The sequence below is a fragment of the Candidatus Pelagadaptatus aseana genome, assembly GCF_040362265.1.
Classification (GTDB): domain Bacteria; phylum Pseudomonadota; class Gammaproteobacteria; order Pseudomonadales; family Cellvibrionaceae; genus Pelagadaptatus; species Pelagadaptatus aseana.
In genome coordinates, this window is record NZ_BAABNJ010000002.1 from 241,680 (window position 1) to 265,666 (window position 23,987).

19 protein-coding genes are annotated in these 23,987 nt (G+C 53.1%); 13 read left to right on the forward strand and 6 right to left on the reverse strand.

Annotated features, from left to right (window positions below):
• Window positions 1-84: 84 nt before the first annotated feature.
• Complete coding sequence (cynS, locus tag ACPXV9_RS03695) at window positions 85-525, forward strand: cyanase (protein ID WP_423894690.1); 441 nt, start codon at window positions 85-87, stop codon at window positions 523-525.
• An 87-nt stretch (window positions 526-612) separates the two neighbouring features.
• Here the strand turns inward: cynS and ACPXV9_RS03700 are convergent, their stop codons facing one another.
• Together ACPXV9_RS03700 and ACPXV9_RS03705 are read right to left on the reverse strand one after the other, a co-directional pair.
• Complete coding sequence (locus ACPXV9_RS03700; RefSeq protein ID WP_423894691.1) at window positions 613-1,731, reverse strand: response regulator transcription factor; 1,119 nt, start codon at window positions 1,729-1,731, stop codon at window positions 613-615.
• Complete coding sequence (locus ACPXV9_RS03705) at window positions 1,724-5,647, reverse strand: EAL domain-containing protein (RefSeq protein ID WP_423894693.1); 3,924 nt, start codon at window positions 5,645-5,647, stop codon at window positions 1,724-1,726. Before ACPXV9_RS03705 ends, ACPXV9_RS03700 begins: the two co-directional genes overlap by 8 nt.
• A 307-nt stretch (window positions 5,648-5,954) precedes the next feature.
• On the opposite strand from ACPXV9_RS03705, the gene ACPXV9_RS03710 reads away from it, so the two are divergent.
• The 12 genes from ACPXV9_RS03710 (at window position 5,955) to ACPXV9_RS03765 (ending at window position 19,570) form a co-directional block, all read left to right on the forward strand.
• On the forward strand, window positions 5,955-6,920 hold the full coding sequence (locus tag ACPXV9_RS03710; protein WP_423894695.1) for a helix-turn-helix domain-containing protein: 966 nt from the start codon (window positions 5,955-5,957) through the stop codon (window positions 6,918-6,920).
• Window positions 6,921-7,161: 241 nt separating this feature from the next.
• Window positions 7,162-7,587, forward strand: coding sequence for a nucleoside-diphosphate kinase (gene ndk / locus ACPXV9_RS03715; RefSeq protein ID WP_423894696.1), 426 nt, complete (start codon window positions 7,162-7,164; stop codon window positions 7,585-7,587).
• 38 nt (window positions 7,588-7,625) lie between these two features.
• Window positions 7,626-8,804, forward strand: a complete 1,179-nt coding sequence (gene rlmN, locus ACPXV9_RS03720) for a 23S rRNA (adenine(2503)-C(2))-methyltransferase RlmN (RefSeq protein WP_423894698.1) — start codon at window positions 7,626-7,628, stop codon at window positions 8,802-8,804.
• A gap of 42 nt (window positions 8,805-8,846) precedes the next feature.
• On the forward strand, window positions 8,847-9,611 hold the full coding sequence (gene pilW / locus ACPXV9_RS03725; protein WP_423894700.1) for a type IV pilus biogenesis/stability protein PilW: 765 nt from the start codon (window positions 8,847-8,849) through the stop codon (window positions 9,609-9,611).
• A gap of 43 nt (window positions 9,612-9,654) precedes the next feature.
• The gene (locus tag ACPXV9_RS03730) at window positions 9,655-10,584 is read left to right on the forward strand and encodes a RodZ domain-containing protein (RefSeq protein WP_423894702.1); all 930 of its coding nucleotides are present in this window, start codon (window positions 9,655-9,657) and stop codon (window positions 10,582-10,584) included.
• Between the two features lie 54 nt (window positions 10,585-10,638).
• A complete protein-coding gene (gene ispG, locus ACPXV9_RS03735) occupies window positions 10,639-11,754 on the forward strand; it encodes a flavodoxin-dependent (E)-4-hydroxy-3-methylbut-2-enyl-diphosphate synthase (RefSeq protein ID WP_423894704.1) in 1,116 nt (371 codons plus the stop codon).
• Between the two features lie 35 nt (window positions 11,755-11,789).
• Window positions 11,790-13,055 (forward strand): histidine--tRNA ligase, encoded by a 1,266-nt coding sequence (hisS, locus tag ACPXV9_RS03740; RefSeq protein ID WP_423894706.1) that lies wholly within the window; start codon window positions 11,790-11,792, stop codon window positions 13,053-13,055.
• Window positions 13,056-13,102: 47 nt separating this feature from the next.
• Complete coding sequence (locus ACPXV9_RS03745; RefSeq protein WP_423894708.1) at window positions 13,103-13,831, forward strand: YfgM family protein; 729 nt, start codon at window positions 13,103-13,105, stop codon at window positions 13,829-13,831.
• A 3-nt stretch (window positions 13,832-13,834) separates the two neighbouring features.
• Window positions 13,835-14,968, forward strand: a complete 1,134-nt coding sequence (gene bamB / locus ACPXV9_RS03750) for an outer membrane protein assembly factor BamB (protein WP_423894709.1) — start codon at window positions 13,835-13,837, stop codon at window positions 14,966-14,968.
• Between the two features lie 482 nt (window positions 14,969-15,450).
• The gene (gene der, locus ACPXV9_RS03755) at window positions 15,451-16,872 is read left to right on the forward strand and encodes a ribosome biogenesis GTPase Der (RefSeq protein ID WP_423894711.1); all 1,422 of its coding nucleotides are present in this window, start codon (window positions 15,451-15,453) and stop codon (window positions 16,870-16,872) included.
• A gap of 70 nt (window positions 16,873-16,942) precedes the next feature.
• Window positions 16,943-17,653, forward strand: coding sequence for an NAD(P)H-dependent oxidoreductase (locus ACPXV9_RS03760; protein ID WP_423894713.1), 711 nt, complete (start codon window positions 16,943-16,945; stop codon window positions 17,651-17,653).
• Between the two features lie 3 nt (window positions 17,654-17,656).
• On the forward strand, window positions 17,657-19,570 hold the full coding sequence (locus ACPXV9_RS03765; protein WP_423894715.1) for a monovalent cation:proton antiporter-2 (CPA2) family protein: 1,914 nt from the start codon (window positions 17,657-17,659) through the stop codon (window positions 19,568-19,570).
• A 12-nt stretch (window positions 19,571-19,582) separates the two neighbouring features.
• Here ACPXV9_RS03765 and ACPXV9_RS03770 read toward each other — a convergent pair whose 3' ends face one another.
• The 4 genes from ACPXV9_RS03770 to ACPXV9_RS03785 form a co-directional block, all read right to left on the reverse strand.
• Window positions 19,583-20,905, reverse strand: a complete 1,323-nt coding sequence (locus tag ACPXV9_RS03770) for a BatD family protein (RefSeq protein WP_423894717.1) — start codon at window positions 20,903-20,905, stop codon at window positions 19,583-19,585.
• Window positions 20,902-22,434, reverse strand: a complete 1,533-nt coding sequence (locus tag ACPXV9_RS03775) for a VWA domain-containing protein (protein ID WP_423894719.1) — start codon at window positions 22,432-22,434, stop codon at window positions 20,902-20,904. The genes ACPXV9_RS03770 and ACPXV9_RS03775 overlap by 4 nt, the downstream gene beginning before the upstream one ends.
• Window positions 22,431-23,420 (reverse strand): VWA domain-containing protein, encoded by a 990-nt coding sequence (locus tag ACPXV9_RS03780; protein WP_423894721.1) that lies wholly within the window; start codon window positions 23,418-23,420, stop codon window positions 22,431-22,433. The genes ACPXV9_RS03775 and ACPXV9_RS03780 overlap by 4 nt, the downstream gene beginning before the upstream one ends.
• Window positions 23,413-23,987, reverse strand: a 575-nt coding sequence (locus tag ACPXV9_RS03785) for a DUF4381 domain-containing protein (RefSeq protein WP_423894723.1), incomplete at its 5' end; no start/stop codon positions are given. The genes ACPXV9_RS03780 and ACPXV9_RS03785, both read right to left, overlap by 8 nt.

The following is a 23,987-nucleotide window of genomic DNA, read 5'->3' on the forward strand; positions in this document are numbered from 1 at the left end:
TTAATGACTGCAACAGAACTTGAGATGTAATGGTTTTAAAAATACAAGAGATTCAAACCACACTAGCGATTCAGGAGAAATGCTATGAATAAACTCGACGTTACTGAAAAAATCATTCTTGAAAAACAGGCCAGAGGATTGAGTTGGGAAGCCATTGCCAATGAAATCGAAATGGGGACCGTATGGGTTACCTCCGCTTGCCTGGGTATGAATTCCATGCCCGAAGAGCCTGCTACCAAGTTATGTAAATTCCTCGATCTCCCGGAAGGGGCAAAAGCCGCATTGATGGCGTTCCCAACCAAAACCTGGGACAAAGAAGTACCACAGGATCCACTGATCTATCGTCTTTACGAAGTGGTTGGCGTTTACGGCGACACTTTAAAAGAAGTGATTCAGGAAAAGTTTGGTGACGGTATTATGAGTGCTATCGATTTCACTATGGACGTCGATAAGCAGGAAGATCCAAAAGGTGATCGTGTGATTCTTACTTTGAACGGTAAGTTCCTGCCCTATAAAGCCTGGTAAAACCTTCGATGTCTGAGTAACACTTCAGACAGTTCCAGCTGACATTCAGAGTAGCCATCGCGCCGCTCTGAATGTCGGGATTACCCATCAGAAAAGCTCGACGGCATCGCTGTTGTCATTGTCTGTTTGGGCCTGTGCCAGCATCTGCTGGATTTCTTCAGAGGGGGTTCGCAGTTGGTCGATCAGGTGTTTCACCTTGAGGCTTTGTTCGGTCTGAGCGATCAGCTTTGATTGGATCTTATGGCTGTAGTCGTGAATGGTGTCATTGATCATCTTTTCTTCGTCGGCACCCAGATCGGAAACCAGACCCAAAGTGATCATGGCATCCTGCAGACTCAGACTCATGTCCTGAATCAATGCTTCCACTTCGTTGTGGCATTCGCTGTTGGCCGCTTCCAGTTGTGCAATTTCTTCCACCAGGCCGTTTTCCGTTTCAATGGCCGACAGCACCATGTCCAATGCGTCCATCAGAATGGCCAGTACATCGATCAACGAATTTAATTCCCGGACCAACAGGGTGGTTCTCTGCCAGTTAAAGACGGCGCGGTTTTTGCCGAAACTGTGAATGCGCGGCAGTTTGTCGCTCATACTGAGAATTTCGTATTCCAGCCGGGTGGCAGGTGTGCCACTGTGATGGGGTTGTTCGGGATGGTCGTTGAGGATCAGTACGCCACAGGTTCCCAGATCCCTGAGGGCGACAAAAAAGATCCCCAGAAGTGTCTCGGCGTCCTTGCAGTGCATGCTCGATTGTATGAAGCGGTTGACGATTTGCAGGTTGGCCGACTCGCGCTGGATGTTATTGATCAGTGAGGAATGATCTTGCAGTTGGTTGGTCAGCTGTTGTTGATGGACATGACGTTCAATCAGCTTGTTGACTTTACAGGCCAGCTCATCCTTCTGATAGGGCTTGGCAATATAATCATTGCCCCCTTCGCCATAGGCGCGCAGACGACTGTCCAGATCATTATTGCCGGACATAAACAGAATTGGCGTGTGCTTGTCCTGTTCCCGTATTTTCTGGCAAATGCTGTAGCCATCACAATCCTGCAAGCCAATGTCGAGGGATACCAGTGCGGGTTGGTGCTCCTGATAGGCACTCAAGGCTGATTCGCAATCAGCGGCCTTGATGATCTCATAGTCGGCCAGTGCCGAATCAATCAATTCAAGAAAAAACGGGTCGTCATCGACTACCAGAATTTTATGCATGCTCGGTTTCTCTCTGCTGTTTCGCGTCTTTGAATTCTTCTATCCAGTGGCTAACGGCGTCACCGCTCATGGGCTTGGCAATGTGGTACCCCTGAATGATGTCGACCCCGATCTCGTGTGACAGAGCCATGTCTTCGGCATTTTCAACGCCTTCGGCAACGGTGGTCATATTCAATTGTTTGGCCAGTTCGATACTGGATTTCATGATGGCCATGGAGACTTCTTCCTGACAGGCGTTACTGACGTAGCTGCGATCGAGCTTGAGTTCACTGAAAGGCAGCATCTGCAGTTTTTCCAGTGAGGAGTAGCCGGTGCCGAAGTCATCGATGGACAGAACAAAACCCTGCAAACGCATGCGGCCCAGAACTTCCAGAGCCACTTGAGGGTTGCTGGTAATTTCCGATTCTGTGACTTCGATAACCAGTCGTCCGGTGTCAATATCATGCTGTTTGCAAATGTTGGCCAGTACCTCCGGCAGCTCCAGATTTTCAATGGCATTCATGGAAAAGTTAACGGCCATCTTGATGTCGATGCCATTGCCCAGCCAATGGGCCAGCTGGTCTACCGCTTTTTCAAAAACGCAGATTGAGAAACGGTAATCGAGCCCCATGCGCTCAATCTGCGGAATAAATTGGCCCGGGCTGATGATTTCACCATTGCTGCAACGGAAACGCGCCAGCGCTTCAACCGCCACAATCTGGTTGCTGTCGGTGCTGGTCTGGGGCTGATATTCGAGGGTGATGGCGTCATTGTCGATGCCCTCCCTGATCTCTTTGTCGGTGATGGAGGCTTGGTTCTCTACGTTGCAGCTGAGGGGTTGTTCCAGACGTTTCTGAATCAACCGGATCAACTGGGATTTTTCAAAGGGCTTTTCCAGGTGTCCGAGAAAACTCATGTTATAACTGGCGATCAGGTTTTTGGCTGAATTAATCAGGGCTTTTTCACCGCTGTAAATTACGATGCCTTCACCCGAGTAGTTGGCTGACAACAGGCGGATCAGTTCCAGGCCATCGCTGCCGGGCATATTGATGTCGCACAGCAGTATGTCGTAGCGTTTGCCGCCGGTGGTTTGCTTGAGGGCCTTAGCCACGCTGCTGGCACTGTCGATGTGCTTGAGACCGATTCGCGACAGGTGGTGACTGGCGTGATTGATGGCAAATTCATCGTCATCAATGATCAGTACCCGCAGGTGCGAGGCTTTTGCCAGATCCAGTATTTTTTCGCAGGCCGGTTCAACCGCAGCTTCGCCGTCAATCAAAGCATCCAGCTCACGCTGTAACAACGGTCGCAGGTGTTTGATGTGTTCTATGTAAGTGCCCAGATCATCGAGGCGGTTATCGATGATGTTATCTTCCAGTTTACGAAGACTGCAGGCCAGCGAGGATGCGCCCACTCCCAGTGATGACGATGCGAGCTTGTGGGCCTCAAACTGGATGGCGGGGTAATCCTGCTTTTCCCAGGCGCGGAACAGTTCCAGAGTGCCGTTTTTAAACAGATCCCGGTAGATCTCCAGCAGTTTTTTCTGGGCGTTTTTGTCGTTGCCGATATAACCATGCAAGACTTCTTGATCGATCAGATGGCCGACGTCAGTTGCCGATGTGCTTTGTTTCCGGGGTTTGCCTTCGGTTTTCAGTTCAGGTTTGACCTCATTCTGACGAAGGTTTTCCTGTATTTTCTGAAGCAGGTTTTCAGCCATGATCGGTTTGATCAGGATGTCGTTGATGCCAGCCTCCTGGCATTCCTGATAGGAGCGTTTAGAACTGCGCGCGGTGATGGCAACAATGGGAGTGGTACGCAAGCGATCGTTTTCGCTGGCGCGAATGCGGCGCGACAACTCAAAGCCGTCCATCTTGGGCATATTGCAGTCGGTGAGAATCAGATCAAACGGCTGCTGTTGCAGCAGTTTCAGGGCTTCCCGGCCATTGCTGGCGTGGTGGATATCCAGACCATAGAGTCCCAACTGTTCGGCCATAAAGTGCTGGTTGAACTCGTTGTCTTCCACCAGCAGGATTCGGGAGCCGGAATCGAAATGAAAGGATTGCGATGGTGCGCTCCCGGCGGGGACGGTTTCGGGTTGTGGTTCGATATCCTGGTCGCAACTGGGCAACTCAAACCAGATGCGTGTGCCGAGCCCCGGTTGGCTCTCGACACCAATGCTGCCGCCCATTTTTTCGATCAGCATCTTGGTCAGGGGCAGACCCAGCCCCAACCCCTGAACCTCGCTCTTTTCCCAGTCCAGTCGCTCGAATGGGATAAAGATTTTATCCAGTTCGTCCTCGGCGATGCCCATACCGGTATCTTCGATTTCGATGCGAGTCAGGCCGTTGCCCAGAGTCTTGGCCGATACCAGAATGCGACCCATTTCTTTATTGTATTTGATGGCATTGCTCAGCAGGTTAATAAGCACTTGCTTGAGGTAGCGGCGGTCGGCTTTCAGATGCAGTTCGGTGCTGTCACAGAACAGGCGAATGCTGCCCAGTAGCGGGTTGATGACCTGACGACAATCGGCCAATAAGGTATCCAAATGGATGGTTTGGATGTCGAGGTCAAATTTACCGGCTTCAATTTTTGACAGGTCGTCCACTTCGCTGAGCAGCTCAATCACATAGTGACAGATTTCAACGATGCGCTTGGCTCGATCCTGTGAATCCCCCTCGGGCTGGCTGGCAATCAGTTGCGCGTAGCCGGAAATGGCATTCAGCGGGTTGCGCACCTCATGCGCCAGAGAGGTCAAAAAGGCGGTTTTAATCTGATTGGCTTTCTCTACCCGGTTCTGCGCTTCTTTCAGATCCTGAATGTCAGTCACAACACCCAGCATGCGCACGGGTTGACCGTTATCGTCACTGATGACTTTGGCGCGCTTGGCGACCCAGCGGGATTCGCCATCGGGCTGGATGATGCGGTGTTCTACTTTGTATTCGGTGTCATTGGACTTGCTGAAATTAACCTTGGCCAGTGCTTCATCCACATCTTCGGGGTGAATCATTGCCTGCAGGGTTTCCTGTGGTATCAGATTGCCGTGGTCTTTGAGCCCGTAAAGGGCTTCCACTTCATCGGAGACTTTGACCTGATTAGTGGCAAAATCCCAGTCAAAGGAAACCACCTTGGCAAAGGCGTTACTCAGACGCAGATGCTCTTCATTGCTGGCCAGTCGCTGGGTCAGTTCGATTTCCTGAGTGATTTCCTGACGGATGGAGAAGTAAAACACCGGGCGTTTGTGGGCATCACAGATGGGGTGGATCTCGGATTTGACCCAGTACAGGCTGCCGTCCTTGCGCCGGTTGCAAACCTTGCCCTGCCAGGTGTTGCCCCGGGAGATGGTGCCCCACATATCGCGGTAGAGGTCGTCGGCGTGGGTGCCGGATTTGAGTATGCGGTGGTTCTGTCCCAGCAGCTCCTTGAGCTGGTAGCCACTGGTGTTACAGAACTCCTGATTGGCGTAAACGATGCGGCCTCGGGTGTCGGCGATGCTGATGATGCTGGTTTTATCGAGCAGTTGTCCCAGATCGCCATGCAGCATGGCGTTGAAACGATTAAACAGGGTGCCCTTGGCCCGGGTGAATTTGCTGAGGTAACTGGCAAGTTCTGCCTGGGTGTCCGGTTTCACCAGATAGTAGGTTTCAGAAATGGCCGCCAGGGTTTCTGCTTCAGCGTGATGGTACTGGTCACTGACAAAAATACAGGGGCAGCCAATTTTGCCGCGGGCCATGAGTTGCTGATAACAGGCGAAGGCGTGACCAAAATGCTGCCGGGTATCAAACAGGATGACGTCGAACACGGAAAGTTCGGCTTGGCGATAATCCAGTAATGCAATCTCTGCTTGCGTGAAAGTCCACCCGGCTTCAAGCGAGATGTCTTCAATCGCGCCGGACAGGCTGTCGGGCTCAGAGGTTAATAAATGCAGTTTTAATGTCATGAACGGACTGGCAACCTTTTTTATTGATTGTTATTGGCCTGTTCCATGGCAAGACCGCTTTTTCTGTAAGGTTTTTTGTGCGTTAAGTCGCGAGGCTAGCAAATCGGGCTTGCCGCTGACTATCGAAAAAGCGAATACCCTGACTATATAGGGTTTTTATTGCTCTATGTTGTTAAAAAATGACTCTTTATTTCTCTGTTGGCTGTTAAGAACCGTTTTGTGGCGCGCTTTTCATTGTTTGGGGCGCTGGTGGTGTGATTAAATAACCATTATTTTTTGGTGGTTATTGGGGTTTGGGCAAAAAATTATGTGTGACAGTTGCTCTTCACCGGATCGATTTTCCGGCGTCTTTAATGGCTATGAAAGCTATGAAAAGGGTATTGAATACGGCTGGAGGCTGAAGTCGTATCTGTTGGAGCCGGGTTTGCCGGAAGTGGTCAGTCTGAGATTCCAGAATGACAATATTACCTTTGCCCGCTCCTCAACCAACGCCATTATGTCGGGTCAGCTGGTGGCCGAAAGACCCGCGATTTCGTTTTTCTTTCCCCAGCAAAGCAGTCAGGGTGAAGTGGTTCTCAATGGCCGCCCCTGCAGGGATGAGGTGATTTGTGTCATGCCTCAGGGAGGGCAGGTGGATCTGATTCTGCCCAAGAATTGCCTGTTATACAGCTTTTGCATGGCCGCTGACTGGCTCGACTCTCTGGGTTACGGCTCGTTGGTGGATTTGTTGCAGGGTGAGGCCAGAATTCTGACCCTGCAACAACAGGAAGCCCAGGCAATCCGCGACTGCCTGCATCCGGTGGCGGAATACCTCAGTCACGACAGGGATCCCGCTGAAGCCAGTTGCCATATGATCGAGCAATACCAAGATAAGTTGCTGCCGCTGGTGGCCAAACTGGTGCCTGATAAGTTACCGATTTTCAGTGAATGCGGCAGCCGACAGGATCACGAGCACCTGCATCAGCTGCTCAATTACATTGGTGAACATCTCGACAGCTCCCTGACGGTGGATTTCCTGGCGGAGTGGCGGGGGATTTCCAGTCGTTATGTGCAGCAGCTGTTCCAACGCTATGTGGGGGTGTCGCCCAAGAAGTACCTGCGCTCGGCGCGGCTTAATGAGGTGCGTCGCAATTTGCTGCAGATAGAACCAAGAAGGGGACTGGTGACCGAAGTTGCCAGTCAGTATGGTTTTGATCATCTCGGTCAATTTTCCCGTGACTATAAAGCCCTGTTTGGTGAACTGCCCAAGGAAACTTTGTCTCGCCAGAGCTAGAGTTTCGGCTGTTTGGCGAAATTTTCTTGTTTTTTCCGATTTTGCACGGGTTTTGCCTGTGTTTCAGATGTTGGGGGCGTATTAACCCCAGTCAAAAGCGCGTATAATTCTCCGGCTTTATATCTGCGTCCGGGCCATTTCCAATAGCCGGGGCGTCATTATCAAAGGTTTTATTAACTGATGCGGATCTTTCATCGGAATACCGGTGGAAATCGGCGTTTTTTTATTTTTGGAGTACACAATGGCTGTAGAACGCACCCTGTCCATCATCAAGCCCGATGCCGTAGGCAAAAACGTTATCGGTGAAATCGTTGCCCGCTTTGAGAAAGCTGGTCTGAATGTTGTTGCGATGAAAATGTTGCACCTGGACGACGAAAAAGCCGGCGGTTTCTACGCTGAGCACAAAGAGCGTCCTTTCTTTAAGGATCTGGTTGGTTTCATGACTTCCGGTCCTGTTGTTGTTCAGGTTCTGGAAGGCGAGAACGCCATCGCCGCCAACCGTGACCTGATGGGTGCTACCAACCCGCAGGAAGCTGCTGCTGGCACCATCCGCGCTGACTTCGCTGAAACCATCGATGCCAACGCTGTGCACGGTTCTGACTCTGCCGCGTCTGCCGAGCGTGAAGTGGCTTACTTCTTCTCTGCTGACGAGATCTGCCCTCGTTAATTCGAGACAGTAACGTTAGACGATAGAGGTTATTTATCATGACTGAGCAACTGGCCCACGAAGTAGCAGGCACATCCACAGAGAAGACCAATATTCTGGGGTTCTCCGAGGAGAAGATGATTGCGTTCTTCGAGTCCATTGGCGAGAAGAAATTTCGTGCCACCCAGGTGCTCAAGTGGATCCACCAGATGGGTGTGGATGACTTCGATAATATGACCAATATCAGCAAGGTTCTCCGCGAGAAGCTCAAGCGCATCGCGGAGATCCGTCCTCCAGAAGTTATCCAACAACTGGATTCGGCTGATGGCACCCGTAAGCTACTGATTAAAGTCGAGGGCGGCAGCGCGGTGGAAACCGTACTGATTCCCGATGGCGACCGCGGTACCTTATGCGTGTCTTCACAGGTGGGCTGCTCCCTGGATTGCAGTTTCTGTTCAACCGGCAAGCAGGGTTTTAACCGCGATCTGACCGCCGCTGAAATTATTGGCCAGGTCTGGCTGACGGCCAAGTCCTACGGTCAATTTGGTGAAAACCGCCCACGCATCATCACCAATGTGGTCATGATGGGCATGGGTGAGCCGCTATTGAACTTCGATAATGTCGTCGATTCCATGAATCTGATGATGCACGATAATTGTTACGGTCTGTCCAAGCGCCGCGTTACCCTGAGTACCTCGGGTGTGGTGCCGGAACTGGATCGTCTCGGACAGTACACCGATGCCTGTCTGGCGGTGTCGCTGCACGCGCCCAACGATGAGTTGCGCAATGAGCTGGTGCCCATCAATAAAAAGTACCCCATTGCCATGCTGCTGGATTCCGCCAAGCGCTATATCGAGGGCCTGCCGGACAATCGCCGTAAAATGACCATCGAATACACCCTCATTCGTGAGGTCAATGACCGTCCCCACCACGCCCATGAATTGGCGGAATTGCTGAAAGACATACCGGTTAAAATCAACTTGATACCGTTCAATCCCTTCTCGCAATCGGATTACGAGCGCGTCAGTAACAATGCCCTGCGTAACTTTCAGGATATTCTGATCCGGGCCGGTTACACCACTACAGTGAGAACCACCCGCGGTGATGATATTGATGCCGCTTGTGGCCAGTTGGCCGGAGCGGTCAACGATCGCACCCGTCGCAGCGAGCGCTATCGCAATCAGCAACAACAAAAGCAGTACCAAACTGCCGAGCCTGTGCGTATTATTCCCTCCTGATTCAGGATAATCCCCTTAAGGACTCAAGAGGTAGCCGCTGATATGAAACCTTCTTTGTTGACTGCGTTAGTGATGGTCTTTGCCCTGTCGGGTTGTGTCACCACCATGGAGAGCACCAAAGATCCCGTGGATGAAAAGAAGGCTGAGCAATCTCATGTGGATGCGGGTTTCGCCTATTTGCGCAACAACGACAAAGAATCTGCCCGGCGTCACTTTCTCAAAGCCATGAGTATCAACAGTTCATCGGCCGGAGCCTACAATGGCATGGCTTACGTCTATCAGCTCGATAACGACATGGATAAAGCCGACGAGCATTTCCGCAAAGCCTTGATGCTCGATCCGGACAATGCCCAGGCGCGCAATAACTATGCCTCGTTTCTCTACCAAAAGGCGGAATACGCCGAGGCTGAAAAGCACCTGAAAAAAGTGGTTTCCGATTTTACCTATACCCGGCGCGATATGGCGTTGGTGAACCTGGGACGCTCCCAGTTGAAGCTGGGTAAAGAGGACGATGCGGTCGATTCGCTTCGTCAGGCCGTAGGTCTCAATCCTCGCCAATACCGAGCCCATATCGAACTTGCTGAGATCCTGTTTGAGCGAAAGGATTACCCGTCATCAAAGTTTTATCTGGATCAGTACAATAAATACAAACGCGGGCGCCCTTCGGCGGCCAGCTTGTGGCTGAAGGTTCGCCTGGAGCGAATTTTTGGTAACAAAGATCAGGAGGCCAGTGCCGCACTGGCTTTGAAAAATATGTACCCGTACTCGAAAGAGTATCTGGAATACAGTAAAACCATTACAGAATAACAACGATTAAATAGTACAACAGCAGGCTTTACCCTTAATGGAAATGGATGTAACAAGCGACAACAACAGTATGACCCCGGGCCAGAATCTGAAACAGGCCCGTCAGGCCGCCGAAATGACCGAAGAGCAGGTGGCCGAGCATCTGAAAATTACGGTGACTTATATCAGGGCTCTGGAAGCGGATGAGTATCACAATTTACCGGATACCCCCTATGTTGTTGGTTACCTCCGCTCCTACAGCCGTTTGGTTGAAGTAGATACCGATACGCTATTGGACGCTTTCCAGCAGCACCAGCAGCAGGCCCCCAATAACGAAGCGGCTGAATCCGAGTCTGAAAAACTCGGTGGCAGGTTTCCCTTTAAACAGGGCTTGAAGATCGGTGTTGCGGTGCTGGTTATCTGGGCTTTGGCGGTATGGTTGTTTGGTTCCGGAGATGAGCCACAATCGACGCTTTCCGAAGCCAAAATTCTGCCTGCACAGGAAGTGAAACCAACGGTTGCAGTGCCAGAACCTGATTCAGAGAACACACAAACTGCCGATGATGCTGAAGCAGATAATGGCTCCCAGTCGAGTCAGCAAGCTAATGCCACACAGGACATCAAAGCAGAGGAAGCGGTATCTTCTGCGGTTGAAGAGGTAACCTCAAACGTTGTAGATGCTATTGCAACTGATGAGCAAGCGGTTCAGTCTCAGCAACAGGATGCTGGCAGCTCTCAGGAGCAGCAGAGCCCGGCCATGGATACACTGGTGCTGAACTTCAGTGACGAGTGCTGGCTGGAAATTACGGATGCCAATGGCGATGTGCTGGCCGCGGATCTCTATCAGGCGGGTGACCGTTTTGAGGCTGCGGGAAAAGCCCCATTTGCAGTGATGATGGGTAACGTGCGAGCGGCACAGGTTCTGTTTAACGGTAAGCCCTTCACACTTCAGCCCAATGGCTTTCGAAAAACTTTGAGGACGGTGATTGAGTGATTCTCACCGCCCGCAATATATTGACAGATTAAGCAGTATAGACAGGCACTTTTCATGCACTTTGAATCCCCAATCAAGCGGCGTAAATCTCGCCAGATCATGGTGGGCGATGTTGCCGTAGGCGGCGATGCTCCCATTTCCGTTCAGAGTATGACCAACACGGAAACCACCGATGTCGCCGCTACCGTTGGCCAGATTAAACGCATTCAGGATGCCGGTGCCGACATTGTGAGGGTGTCCGTGCCTTCCATGGAGGCTGCCGAGGCCTTTGGCGAAATCCGCAAGCAGGTGGATGTACCGCTGGTGGCGGATATCCATTTCGATTACCGCATCGCCTTAAGAGTGGCGGACCTGGGCGTGGATTGTCTGCGCATCAATCCGGGTAATATCGGCCGGGAAAAGCGCATTCGCGCGGTGGTGGACAAGGCGCGGGATATGAACATTCCGATTCGTATCGGTGTTAATGCAGGCTCTCTGGAAAAAGACCTGCAGAAAAAATATGGCGAGCCAACGCCTGCGGCGCTGGTGGAGTCGGCGCTGCGTCATGTGGATATTCTGGACTCCTACGATTTTCAGGATTTCAAAGTCAGTGTTAAAGCCTCCGATGTGTTTATGGCGGTAGAGGCCTACCGCCAGCTGGCCGGTCAGATTGAGCAGCCTCTGCATCTGGGTATAACCGAGGCGGGAGGGTTGCGAGCCGGTACCGTGAAATCGGCTGTGGGACTGGGCGCTTTATTACTCGATGGCATTGGTGATACCTTGCGTATCTCGCTGGCAGCGGACCCCGTTGAAGAGGTCAAAGTAGGCTGGGATTTGCTCAAGAGTCTTAAATTGCGCAGCAAGGGCATCAACTTTATTGCTTGCCCCAGTTGCTCTCGCCAGAATTTTGATGTCATCAAGACCATGAATGAGCTGGAGACCCGCCTCGAAGACATTACCACGCCGATGGATGTGGCGGTGATTGGGTGTGTGGTGAATGGCCCGGGTGAAGCCAAAGAGGCCGATATCGGTCTGGCCGGTGGTACCCCCAATAATCTGATTTACGTGGATGGCGAACCGAACCAGAAGTTGCAACAGGACAATCTGGTGGACAATCTCGAGCGCCTGATTCGCGACAAGGCCGAGGCCAAAGCCGAAGCCGAGAAAGACCTGATTGCCAAGCAATCCTGAAACCGAATTTGTAAGAAGCTAGTTTAGGAACGACCTTGAAAAAGCTACAAGCCATTCGTGGCATGAACGATCTGTTGCCCGGCGATTCAGCCGCATGGCAGTACCTTGAAGCTACCGTAGCCGACGTTTTGCAAAACTATGGCTATCAGGAAATCCGTTTCCCGATTCTGGAACCCACCGAGCTGTTCAAGCGCTCTATCGGTGAAGTGACCGACATTGTTGAAAAGGAAATGTACACCTTCGATGATCGCAACGGTGACAGTGTTACCCTGCGTCCCGAGGGGACCGCCTGCTGTGTTCGTGCCTGTGAGCAGCATGGTTTGTTGTATAACCAGACCCAGCGATTGTGGTATCAGGGGCCGATGTTCCGCTATGAACGCCCCCAGAAAGGTCGACTGCGCCAGTTCCACCAGATCGGGGTTGAAACCTTTGGCATGGATGGGCCGGATATTGATGCGGAGCTGTTGATGATCAGTGCCCGCTTGTGGAAGCAACTGGGTATCAGTGATGCTGTGACCCTGCAGCTGAATTCTCTGGGAACCGCCGACGCCCGAGCCCGCTACAAGGAGGCTCTGGTCAGTTATTTGTCGGAGCGCAAAGAGCAGCTGGATGAAGACAGTCAACGCCGTCTCGACAGCAACCCACTGCGTATTCTCGACAGCAAAAATCAGGACACCCAGGCGCTGTTGAATGATGCTCCGGCGCTGCACGATTTCCTCGATGACGATTCCCGCGAGCACTTTGACAAGCTCAAGGCACTGCTCGACAGTGCTGGCATACAGTATGAAATCAATCCTCGACTGGTGCGCGGTCTTGATTATTACGGTAAGACCGTTTTTGAATGGGTTACTGACAAACTGGGTGCTCAGGGGACTGTCTGTGCCGGTGGCCGTTACGACGGTCTGGTAGAGCAGTTGGGTGGTCGCGCAACACCGGCGGTGGGTTTTGCCATGGGCGTTGAGCGCTTGATCCTGTTGTTGCAGGAGCTTGAAGCCATCCCTGAGGGCCTGAACCAATCGGTTGATGTCTACATTCTTGCAGTTGGCGATGTGATGGAGGATGCCTACCAGTTGGGAGAGTTGATTCGTGATCAACTGCCACACCTGAGAGTGATGAATCATTGTGGCGGTGGCAGTTTCAAAAGCCAAATGAAAAAAGCCGACCGCAGTGGCGCCGAATACGCTTTGATCATTGGTGAAGACGAGGCCTCACAGGGCATGGTTACCCTGAAACCTTTGCGCGTTGATCGCCCGCAGGAAACTCTGGCGATTGAAGATGTGGCCAAGGCGCTGCAAGCTTGAAATCATATTTGTAACGATTGAACACAATAAAAATTTAGGAGTCGTTTGTGTCTGCTCACCTTACCGAAGAAGAACAGTTGGAAGCGCTGAAGCGCTGGTGGAATGAAAACGGAAAATCCACAGTGGTGGGCGTTGCCGTGGTTGTGGCCGGTTATTTTGGCTGGCAGGGTTGGGAGGCCAATCAACAGCGTCAGGCTGAAATTGCCTCTAACTCCTATCAGGACATCATGGAGGCATTGGAGGTTGCTCCGGGCCAGCCGTTGTCGGAGGAGAAGCGTGCCACGGTTGTGCACCTGTCCGAAGGCCTGAAAGCGGATCATGAGAACAGCCTGTACGCCTCTCAGGCCGCTTTGTTTCTGGCCAAAATGGCCGTAGAGAAAGACGAGCTGGGTAAGGCGGCTGCAGAATTGCAATGGGTTATTGAGCGCAATGTCGATGGCAGTCTGACTCGTCTGGCTAAAAATCGTCTGGCCAGAGTTTTGCTGGCGCAGCAGGATTACGATGCAGCTCTGGCTCTGGTTGCTGACAGTGACAGCGGTGCGTTCAAATCGCTGTTCGCCGAAAGTCGCGGAGACATTTTGCTGGCCAAGGGTGATACCCAACAGGCCAGAGCGGCCTATGAGCTGGCTCAGCAGAGCATGACTGAGGCCGATCGCTCAAGGTTTGCCCTGTTGTCAATGAAGCTCGATGACCTGAAAACCGCGAGTGTTGTGGTCGAAGCTTCTGAAGCAATCAATGAAGATTCCCAACAAGAAAATAACGAAGCCGGAGAATAATAAATGAAGCCGTTATACGTGCTGCTGTTATCCACCCTGTTGGTGGCGTGTTCCTCAAATGACAGTGTCGACCTGGAACCCGCCGAGCTGGTGGATATCGAAAATGAAATGGATTTGGATGCCCTGTGGTCCGAAGATGTGGGCGCTGGAACCGGTGATGGTTTTGTCATTCAGGCTCTGTCGGTATTGAACGACAGCGTGTTTTCATCCGATGCCAATGGTCTGATCACCGCACTGGATCGCAACAACGGTGATGAGCTGTGGGAAACCCATCTGGAACAGCCGGTTTCCGGCGGCACGGGTGTGGCCGGTAATCTGGTGGTTGTTGGTACCCAGGCCGGCAACGTGATTGCGCTCGATTCTGCCACCGGTGAGACCCGTTGGCAGGCAGCGGTCGGTGGTGAAGTACTGGCGCCCCCTCAGGGTAACGGCACCGTGGTCGTGGTACAGACCCTGTCCGGTCGCGTCTATGGCCTCAACGCTAACGATGGCGCTGAATTGTGGATGCACGAGAGTGTGACGCCAGCTCTGACACTCAGAGGTACCTCCACGCCGCTGATCTGGGGCAATTCAGTGATCACCGGCTTTTCCTCCGGCAAGGTGGTGGCTTTGGACATCAATGAAGGCACTGCCCAGTGGGAACAACGTATTGCCATACCGCGCGGCCGTTCCGAACTGGAGCGGGTTGTGGATATCGATGGCTCGCCTTTGCTGATTGGCGACAGCATCTTCAGCGGCAGTTATCAGGGTCGTCTGGTTGCCATCAATCGCAATACCGGTAAAGGCCTGTGGGCCAAGCCGGAGTCTACCTACAATAACCTGGCCGGTGGCATGGGCTACGTTTTCGTTGCCGACGCTGATGGTAAACTGAAAGCCTATAACGCAACCAGTGGTGCGCTGGTATGGGAAAATGATCAACTGGCTCGTCGTGAGCTGGGTGCACCGCAGACGTTTGGCAGTTACGTTGCCGTAGCGGATTATGCCGGCTACGTTCATGTAATGAACCAGTCAGATGGTCAGATGGTTGCTCGCCGCAAGGTAGATGGCGACGGTGTCCGTTCGCCGATGTTGGGAGTGGGCAATATCCTGTACGTACATGGAAACAGTGGAGAACTGGAAGCACTGAGCGTCCAGTAATTCCAACCATGGGGCTTACTGGCCCCATGATTGACTCCGCGCGAGGCTGACCTGAAGGTGAGCCTCGCGTTGGCGTTTTTATACGACTACTTTTTGGTTAAAGCGGTTTTGTATAAAAAGCTGAGAGTGAGCATTCCCGGTCGGCCACCGAGGGGAAGTATTGGAGACGCGCCGTAAACCCATCCATGGGAGCTCCACTCCAGCATCCATGCTGGAGAGGGTCTCCAATACTTCCCCCCGGCACCCTCCCTAGATTGTGCCAATATCAGATGTGGCACAGATCAAGGATGGATGCCGGGTGCTGCTTTCTGAGACCGTTTGCCGCATGGATGCGGCAATCGAGCCTACACGGATGTATTTACGGCGTGTCTCAGAAAGCAGTATCCGGTAGCCGGCCGGTAACAAAACTGCCATGACTTGGCGTTTTAAACTGTTACGTTATTTAGAAAGAACAACTTTTTGGTTAAGCGAGAGAAATACCTATGTTACCTGTGATTGCATTAGTGGGCCGTCCCAATGTCGGGAAATCGACCCTGTTTAATCGCTTGACCAAAAGCCGTGACGCCATTGTGGCCGACTACGAAGGTTTGACCCGCGATCGTAAATACGGTGAAGCGACCATGTTCGACCGCAAGTTTTTGCTGGTGGACACCGGTGGTATAACCGGGGACGAGCAGGGCATTGATTCAGCCATGGCCAAGCAATCACTGTTGGCCATTGAAGAGGCCGATATTGTTCTGTTTATGGTGGATTGTCGCGCGGGCCTGACCGGGGTCGATGAAGAAATTGGTCGTTATTTGCGAGCCAATAATAAGAAAACCTATGTGGTGGCCAACAAAGTTGATGGCAATGACCACGATGCCTCCATTGCGCCGTTTTACGAGATGGGATTGGGTGAAATCTACCCGACCACAGCAACTCATGGCCGTGGCGTTAAATCATTGATGCAAGAGGTTCTGGAAGAGTTTCCGGAATACGTTGAAGACGAGCACGAACAGGCCAAGGGCATTCGCATGGCCATCGTGGGACGGCCCAATGTGGGTAAGTCGACTCTGGTCAATCGGCTGCTGGGTGAAGAGCGGGTGATTGTCTACGATATGCCGGGGACCACCCGGGACAGTGTCTACATCAATTATGAGCGCTTTGATAAGCCTTACACCATCATTGATACTGCCGGTGTCAGACGGCGTAAGAACGTCAAAGAAACCGTGGAGAAATTCTCCATTGTTAAGACCCTGCAGGCGATCGAGCACGCCAATGTGGTGGTGCTGGTGATGGACTCCCGCGAGGGCGTCGTGGATCAGGATCTGCATTTGATGGGGCAGGTGATCGACAGCGGCCGGGCATTAGTGGTCGCTCTCAATAAGTGGGATGGTCTGGAAGTCGAGCAGAAGGAAAAAATTAAAGAGCAACTGGAGCGTCGTTTGCGGTTTGTCGATTTTGCCGACGTCCACTTTATCTCTGCGCTGCACGGTACCGGTGTGGGTCACCTCTATGAGTCCATCGAACAGGCCTACAGCGCCGCCACTGACAAGCTCAATACCAATCATCTGACCCGCATTCTGGAAGATGCCGTGAAAGTGCATCAGCCACCGATGGTGAATGGCCATCGCATCAAATTGCGCTACGCTCATGCCGGCGGTCAGAACCCACCCATTATTGTGGTTCATGGCAACCAGGTGGATAAGGTGCCTGCGCACTACGTTCGCTATCTGGAGAAAACCTTCCGCCGTGCGCTGGATTTGCATGGCACCCCGGTCAGAATTCAGTTCAAGGGCTCTGATAACCCCTATGCGGGCCGTAAAAACCAGTTGTCTGATCGCCAGATTGCCAAGAAGCGCCGCCTTAAGCAGCACTTTGAGCACAAGGCGAAAAAGAAGAATAAAAAAGACAGAGGGCGATAATTTCAGGGGTAGGAAAATCCCCAAAGAGCCAACTATGCTGTCTTGATCATACCCAAGAGATGGACAGCTTATGGCCGCGACGTCCCATTCGTCTGGTGCCGAGTCACAGGCGGGCACCGCATCAGTCAGAGCGTCAGATAAGCAGCGGATTCTGCTGCTGTTTGCGCACCCCTCCCAGCACCGCTCAGAAGTCAATCGCCCGTTGTTTGAGGCCGCGTGTCAATGTCCGTATGTCACCGCGGTGGACCTGTACGCAGAATATCCGAATTTTGACATCGACATTGAGAAAGAGCAGCAGCGGCTGCGCGATCACGACGTTATTATTTTTCAATTTCCGTTCTATTGGTATTCAACACCGGCCATTTTGAAAGAATGGCAAGACCTGGTTCTCGAATATGGCTTTGCCTATGGTCATGAAGGTACGGCTCTGCGTGGTAAGACTTTTCTTTGCGCCTTGTCCGCCGGCGGTAAGGAACAGGCCTATCGCGCTCAGGGATATAACCACTTTACCGTACGAGAATTACTGCAACCGCTTGAGCAAACCGCCAGTCTGACGGGCATGCAATACTTGCCGCCCTTTGCTCTGTTTGCCAGCCGTTCAGCGCGGGAAGAACAGCGTCTGGATAGTCATTTAAAAAATTGGCGGGCACTGTTGCAACGACTTCATCAAGGCACCATTGACCCACAAACCGTTACTTCACTGACCACGATCAACGATTTGGATTTCGGCGGAGATGCTGATTCATCAGTGCTTAATCCGATGATGCCGGAGAAGGAATAGCCTATGACGTATTATCTGATGCAGGCTCTGGTGTATTTGGCTGCCGCGGTTATTGCAGTGCCGCTGGCAAAAAGATTGGGGCTCGGCAGCGTGCTGGGTTACCTGATTGCAGGTGTCATCATCGGGCCGGTGGCTGGTTTGGTGGGTGATGAAACCGTGACCATTCAGCATTTTGCCGAGTTTGGTGTGGTTATGATGTTGTTCCTCGTGGGACTGGAATTGCAGCCGAAAATGCTTTGGGAAATGCGCCACCGTTTGTTGGGGCTGGGAGGCTTGCAAGTACTGCTGACGACGTTGGTGTTCACCGGGTTGGGGTTGGTGTTGGAGCAACCCCTGTCGGTATCTCTGGCCATCGGGCTGATTTTCTCGCTGTCGTCCACAGCCATTGTGCTGCAAACATTCAATGAAAAGGGCTTGACCAAAACAGAGGGTGGCAGCAACGCCTTTTCCGTGTTGCTGATGCAGGACATTGCCGTGATTCCGATGCTGGCGTTTATCCCGATGCTGGCGCTGCCGGAATTACTGGATGCGGCTCAAAGTGTGTCCTCCATGGACGATCACCACCATCCAGAACTGAGTCTGGTTGCCGGCCTGCCCACCTGGGCGTACACCCTGGTGATTATCGCCAGCATTGCGAGTGTGATTGTAGCTGGGCATTTTGTCAGTCGGCCACTGTTCAGCTATGTCGCCGGCTCCGGCTTGCGAGAAATTTTTGTGGCCATGGCTTTACTGATCGTGGTCGGTGTTGCTGCGCTGATGAGTCTGGTTGGCTTGTCACCTGCACTGGGTACTTTTCTCGCCGGCGTGGTATTGGCGAACAGTGAATTTCGTCATGAGCTGGAATCCAATATAGAGCCCTTCAAGGGACTGCTGCTCGGGTTATTTTTTATCACCGTCGGTGCGGGCATCAATTTTTCAGTCTTGTCCGAGCATGTCTCGTTGATTGTTTTGCTGACGCTCGCGGTCATTGTCGGTAAGGCCATGGTGCTTTGGTTACTGGCGGTGCTGTTTAAGATCCAAGGCAGCAACCGCTGGTTGTTTGCACTCAGTCTGGCGCAGGCGGGAGAATTCGGCTTTGTGCTGTTGAGTTTCAGTGTCCAGAACCATGTGATTCCTACGGACGTCATGGCCATTTTACAGCTCGTAGTGGCGATTTCGATGTTTCTGACACCGCTGCTGTTTATTCTCTACGAAAAGTTGGTGCTGCCTCGCTTTGCCGCAACTGAGAGCAATACAGCCTTCGATACCATTGATGAACAGGGTAAGGTCATCATCGCCGGCATTGGCCGTTTTGGTCAGATTGTTAATCGTCTGTTGGTGGCCAATGGTGTGCAAACGGTGGTGCTTGATCATGAAGCGGCTCAGGTGGATAACCTGCGCAAGATCAACATCAAGAGTTTCTTCGGCGATGCCACCCGGCCCGAGTTATTGCACACCGCGGGTCTTGAGGAGGCATCGATGGTTGTGGTGGCAATTGACAACCGTGAAGCCGCCAGAACGCTGGTTCACTACATCAAAAAAACCTATCCGGAGATCAAGGTTGTGGCGCGTGCTTTTGATAAAGGTCACAGTTACGAGTTGATGCAATCAGGCGCAGATGACACGGTTAATGAAACCTACTTCTCGGCGTTGGAATTGGGTGGGCGAGTGATGAAGGGACTCGGCGTTCATCCATTTTTAGTCGAGCAAAAGCGCAAGGCGTTTTCAAAGATTGAACACGATGCCTCGGCACAGCTATTCAAGCAGTGGCTTGAGGGCAGTGATGGAGACCGCTTCAGTAACGATTACCAGCAATTGTTTATTCAGATGGAAGAGGCGATTAAGACCGGTATGGAGCGCGACCGCATTGACCGCCATGAAACCGGTGAGCGAGGTTGGACCCCGCCTCCCAAGGACTATGCAAACGACTTTGATTGATCCGATAGCCTCTCAGGGATTCAACGGCGGCAGTTGTTCGCGGTTGTTGTGGCGTTGACGCTGCCGATAGTCCCTGCGACTCTGTTTCAGTGCCTGTTCGAGTTGTGCCCATAGAGGGCCTGAATCGGTGTTGGTACCAAGGTGATAAGTGTCGGCGCCAATGGCGGTCAGTGCCTCGGTCAGAGATCGACTGCTGGCCGGATCCTCCGACCCGATCTTGCCTCGCCAGATGGCAATCTGTTTAAGGCAGAGACCCAGATCGCGGCGATCGATGGCGTCCTGAGCCTGACGATATGCGTAGGGTTCTGAGTCCAGATACAAGCTTTTCAGGTGTTGGCCGGTTTCTGCCAGTCGTTGCCACACCGGAGGAAGCAGCCACTTGCCCAGCAGTGCCAGAAACCCCAGGCCCAGACCCAGCCCCAATAACAGGCGCCAGTGTTTTTTAATCCGTTGCAGCAGAGTCAGACGGGCCACCAGAGTGATGGCTTCCAGTTTGGCGGACTCTATTTCTCCGCTGTCGAGGTTGTACCAGCGCAGTTCAATCTCGGGTAACTGATAGCGCCCCCCCTCTTCAAAGGTGAAGGTGACCTCTTCACTGCGGCTACCAGAGATGCCTTCAATCATGCTGTAGTCTTCCAGCAATTCGGGTTCTTTGGGGTAGGCGGTGAGACCCGCTTCAGGCCTTCTGGTCTGAATGGGGGGCAGGAACACCGGCGAGGTACCATCGACATGCACGGTAATGGTTCGGGTGATGGCATCACCCGCACGGAAGGTGTGTTCCTCCAGTGCTTCGAGCGTATCTACCGGCCCACTGAAGTTTTGCTCCATGGTCAGGCTATGGGCACCGACAAAGGGTTCAAGCTGGGGACTGGTTTGAGGCAGTACGCCTTCAAAGTCCAGTTCCGGTGTTTGCAGAACGATAGTCTGAGGTTGCCGGGTTTGCGGATCCGCGTAGGTGATGGTGATGGGCTTGCTGGGCAGTGTGTACTGGCCTGCTGCCATGGGGTAGAGGAGGTAGCTGCGGGTGGTGCCGTTCCAGCGCTCGCCATCAACAATATCCCCGAAACTGCGTGAGGCATTGGACGGTAAGCGCAGCATGACATTGTTGATCTCAAGATCCGGATACAGCGGAGCTCTGGGCATCCAGGTGGACACCAACACCGTCATGTTCAGAGTAATGGGGGTGCCGGGAAAGACCTTGTCCTGCGACAGCTCCAGACTCAGATAAACCGGCGCCTGATCCGCACGAACGACAGCCGGTTCGGAGGCGGCCAGGGTTAACTGGGTGGTGCACAGCAACAGGCATGCTGCGATCAGCAAACGGAATAATGTCATGGCTCTTTCCTTGCGGCCTCCAGCAGAAAGCGACTGCGCAGAAATTCTTCGGCACGGCTATCGACACTGCGCATCCATTGTTCGGTTGACAGGGCTTTGGCTTTTTTCTGTGGCACCTTGGATGGGTCCATTTCGGTGCCACCTGCCGCTTCTTTGTCGTAGACCACTTCATCGGCACCCTCGGAGCCGGTGCCGGTATCCCCGGCGAGACGTGCCTGTTCCACATAAATCAAAATGGCTTCGGCCACTTCTATATTACGGGCGGCGGCCTGATTGTTGGGGTCGCGCTCGAGCGCTAACTTGAAAGAGTTAATGGCCGGCCGATATTTGCGGCCATCGAGGTTGGCCATGCCCTGAATAAAGGCCGCTTCACTGGTATCGAGGCGGTTCAGGGTGCTGACCGCGTCGTCGTAACGGCCCCATTGATACAGTGCCATACCCTTCCAGAGAGGGTCCTGAAACTTCTGCGCGGCTTCCTCAAAGCGGGCGTCTTCGTAGGCCAGCCGCCCCTGCTGATCCGGGGTCAGAAACCAGTCGGCAATTCCCTCGGCGTAAGATTGGCTTGGGGTAAACATCAGGCAGGCCAGCAAGGCGGGAGCGCCAAGGCTCAGGGCCCAGCCCTTGCGAAAATACAGCAGCGTGATCAACAGCGCCGGCCAGGTGAACAGCCAGCCTTCGTCTTGCCACTGCAGGCTGTCATCGCGGGAGACGGCCTCGCGATAAGCCGAGGCCGCCCGGGCTTCGACTTCCTTGATATCACTGTCATCAGCCGTTAACCGAATGGCATCTATACCATCGATGTTATTGAGCATCTTCCATTGGTTGTCATCGTTGGTGGTGGCAACAAACAGGATCTTTGGTCCCTCGGCGGCTACGTGCCGTTCAAACGCGGGTAAATCGGCGCTGTTGATCTGGTCGAGGAAAAACACCATGGCACCGGGAACCGTTTCGGCGTCGAGAATGGTCTGTGCCTGTTTCAGTGCCAGTGAGGCATTATTGCCCGGCTCTGGCATGACCTTGACCGACAGTGCTTCAATAAAGGGCTTCAATACCTGTGGATCTTCGCTCAGGGGAACGACCCGATGACTGGTGCCGGCGTAAGCCACCAGTGCGGTGCGGGCGCCGGAACGCAATTGACTCAGGTCCAGCAATTTCTGACGGGCCCGCTCCAGACGACTGGGCTGCACATCGACTGACGTCATGCTTTCGGTAACTGCCAGTACGGCCACCAGCGGCGCTGTTTGAGCCACCAGTGGATTGGGCACTTTGCTCCAGGTGGGTCCGGCAGTGGCCAGCGTCAGCAGCAGAGCTACCAGAGCAATGCTGTCGATGGCTCGAAAGCGCTGGCGATTATCATCGCCTGCTGTTAGCGCCTCAGCCAGATGCGGTGCCATCATTTTAGGTGGCTTGTCAGCGGCATTGGCCAGAGCGCGCAATTGCAGCCAGAGCCAGATAACCACAGGTAGCAACAGCAACCAGCCCGGGCGCAGAAAATGAAAGTATTGCAGATTGTCCAACAACAGATTCATGGTGCCATCCTCCTGCGCAGCAGGAAATAACGGCGGAAGACAAAGGTCACCACCAGCAGCGTGGCCATCATCAGTGGGATGTAGGCTAGATTCTCCCGGCGTTGATAGGACAGCACTTCGACTTTGCGTGGTGTCAGTTCATCAATACGGGCATAAATGGTTTCCAGGGCCTCCTGATCACCGGCGAAAAAGAATTCGCCATTGGCTCGGGCGGCAATTTCTTTCAGGGTGGGAATGTCCACCTGATTTTCGCTCTGGCTATCATCGTCGGGATCTCCCACCGCAACGGTGAAAATCTCGACGCCACGATCGGCTGCAATGTTGGCGGCATTCAGTGGTGTCATACGGCTATCGGTATCGGCACCATCGCTGAGCAGGATCAGCAGACGCTGTTCCACTTCACTGGCTTCAAAGGTGCGAATGGACAGGCCAATGGCATCCCCTATGACTGTGTGAGGCCCGGCCATGCCCACTTCCGTGCCCTCGAGCAGCTCACGCACTGTGGCCAGATCTTCGGTGAAGGGGGACTGAATAAAAGCCTTGCTGCCGAATACAATCAGGGCAACCCGATCACCGTCGCGCTGCTCGATAAATTCACCGACGACGTCTTTTACCGCTGCCAGGCGCTGAATCCGTTGATTGTTGCTGTCGAGAAAATCGGTTTCGTCCATGGAGCCAGAAATATCGATAGCAAGAATCACATCCCGTGCGGCTTTGGTTGTCTCTATGGGCTCTCCCAGTCTTTCCGGTTGGGCCAGTGCCAGCAATAACAGCACCCAGATCACGGAGGCGAGAAGAATTTCAACTCGGCCGTGTTGCAGCACTACGGCGCCCTTGCGCGGCGTGGAGCCGCTGGCCGCTGCCAGTTGTTTGAAAAACGGAAAGCGCAGAGCCCTGACCTTTTCCCGGTGTGGCGGCAAATAGCGATGCACAATCCAGGGCAGTGGCAGCAGTAACAAAACCCAGAGTGAGGACCATTCAAACATGCTTTGGCTCCTCGGTTGCGGTGTTGTGGTGGCCTTTGATCCAGCTGAGCACCAGTTGGGTCAGCTTGTCACCGTTTGCGGTCGAAGATTGAGGTCGATAAGGTGCTTCGATCAGCTGTCGCCCGGGTCCTTCTGAAAAACAGACGTCGGCGCAGTGTTGATCAAGAAACTTGAGCCAGTCGTCCCCATAGAGGCTGGCCACCTGGGTGCGTGGGTAGGCGGCCAGTGCGGTACGGCGCAGAATGCTGGCCAGCGTATTGGTGTCATTGTTGGCGGCCAGCGCCTCCTGACAGGCTGCACGGCGGTAAGCATTGGCTTGCCAGCGACGCCAGGCGTTAAATGCCGATTTCAATATCAGAATGAAGAGTACCAGAAAGATCCAGTTCCAGAGTTCGGTTTGCGGCCACAGGGAAATGGGCTCCAGTTCGGGGATCGGTTCGAGCAATTGATTGAGCCCGACCAGATCCAGACCTTCAAACTCATTGCTGGAGGTTGCTGGCTCCACATTGCTGGCTGTTGCTTTTGTTACTTCTCCGCTCATGGCTGCTGCTTCACCGCTCATGGCTG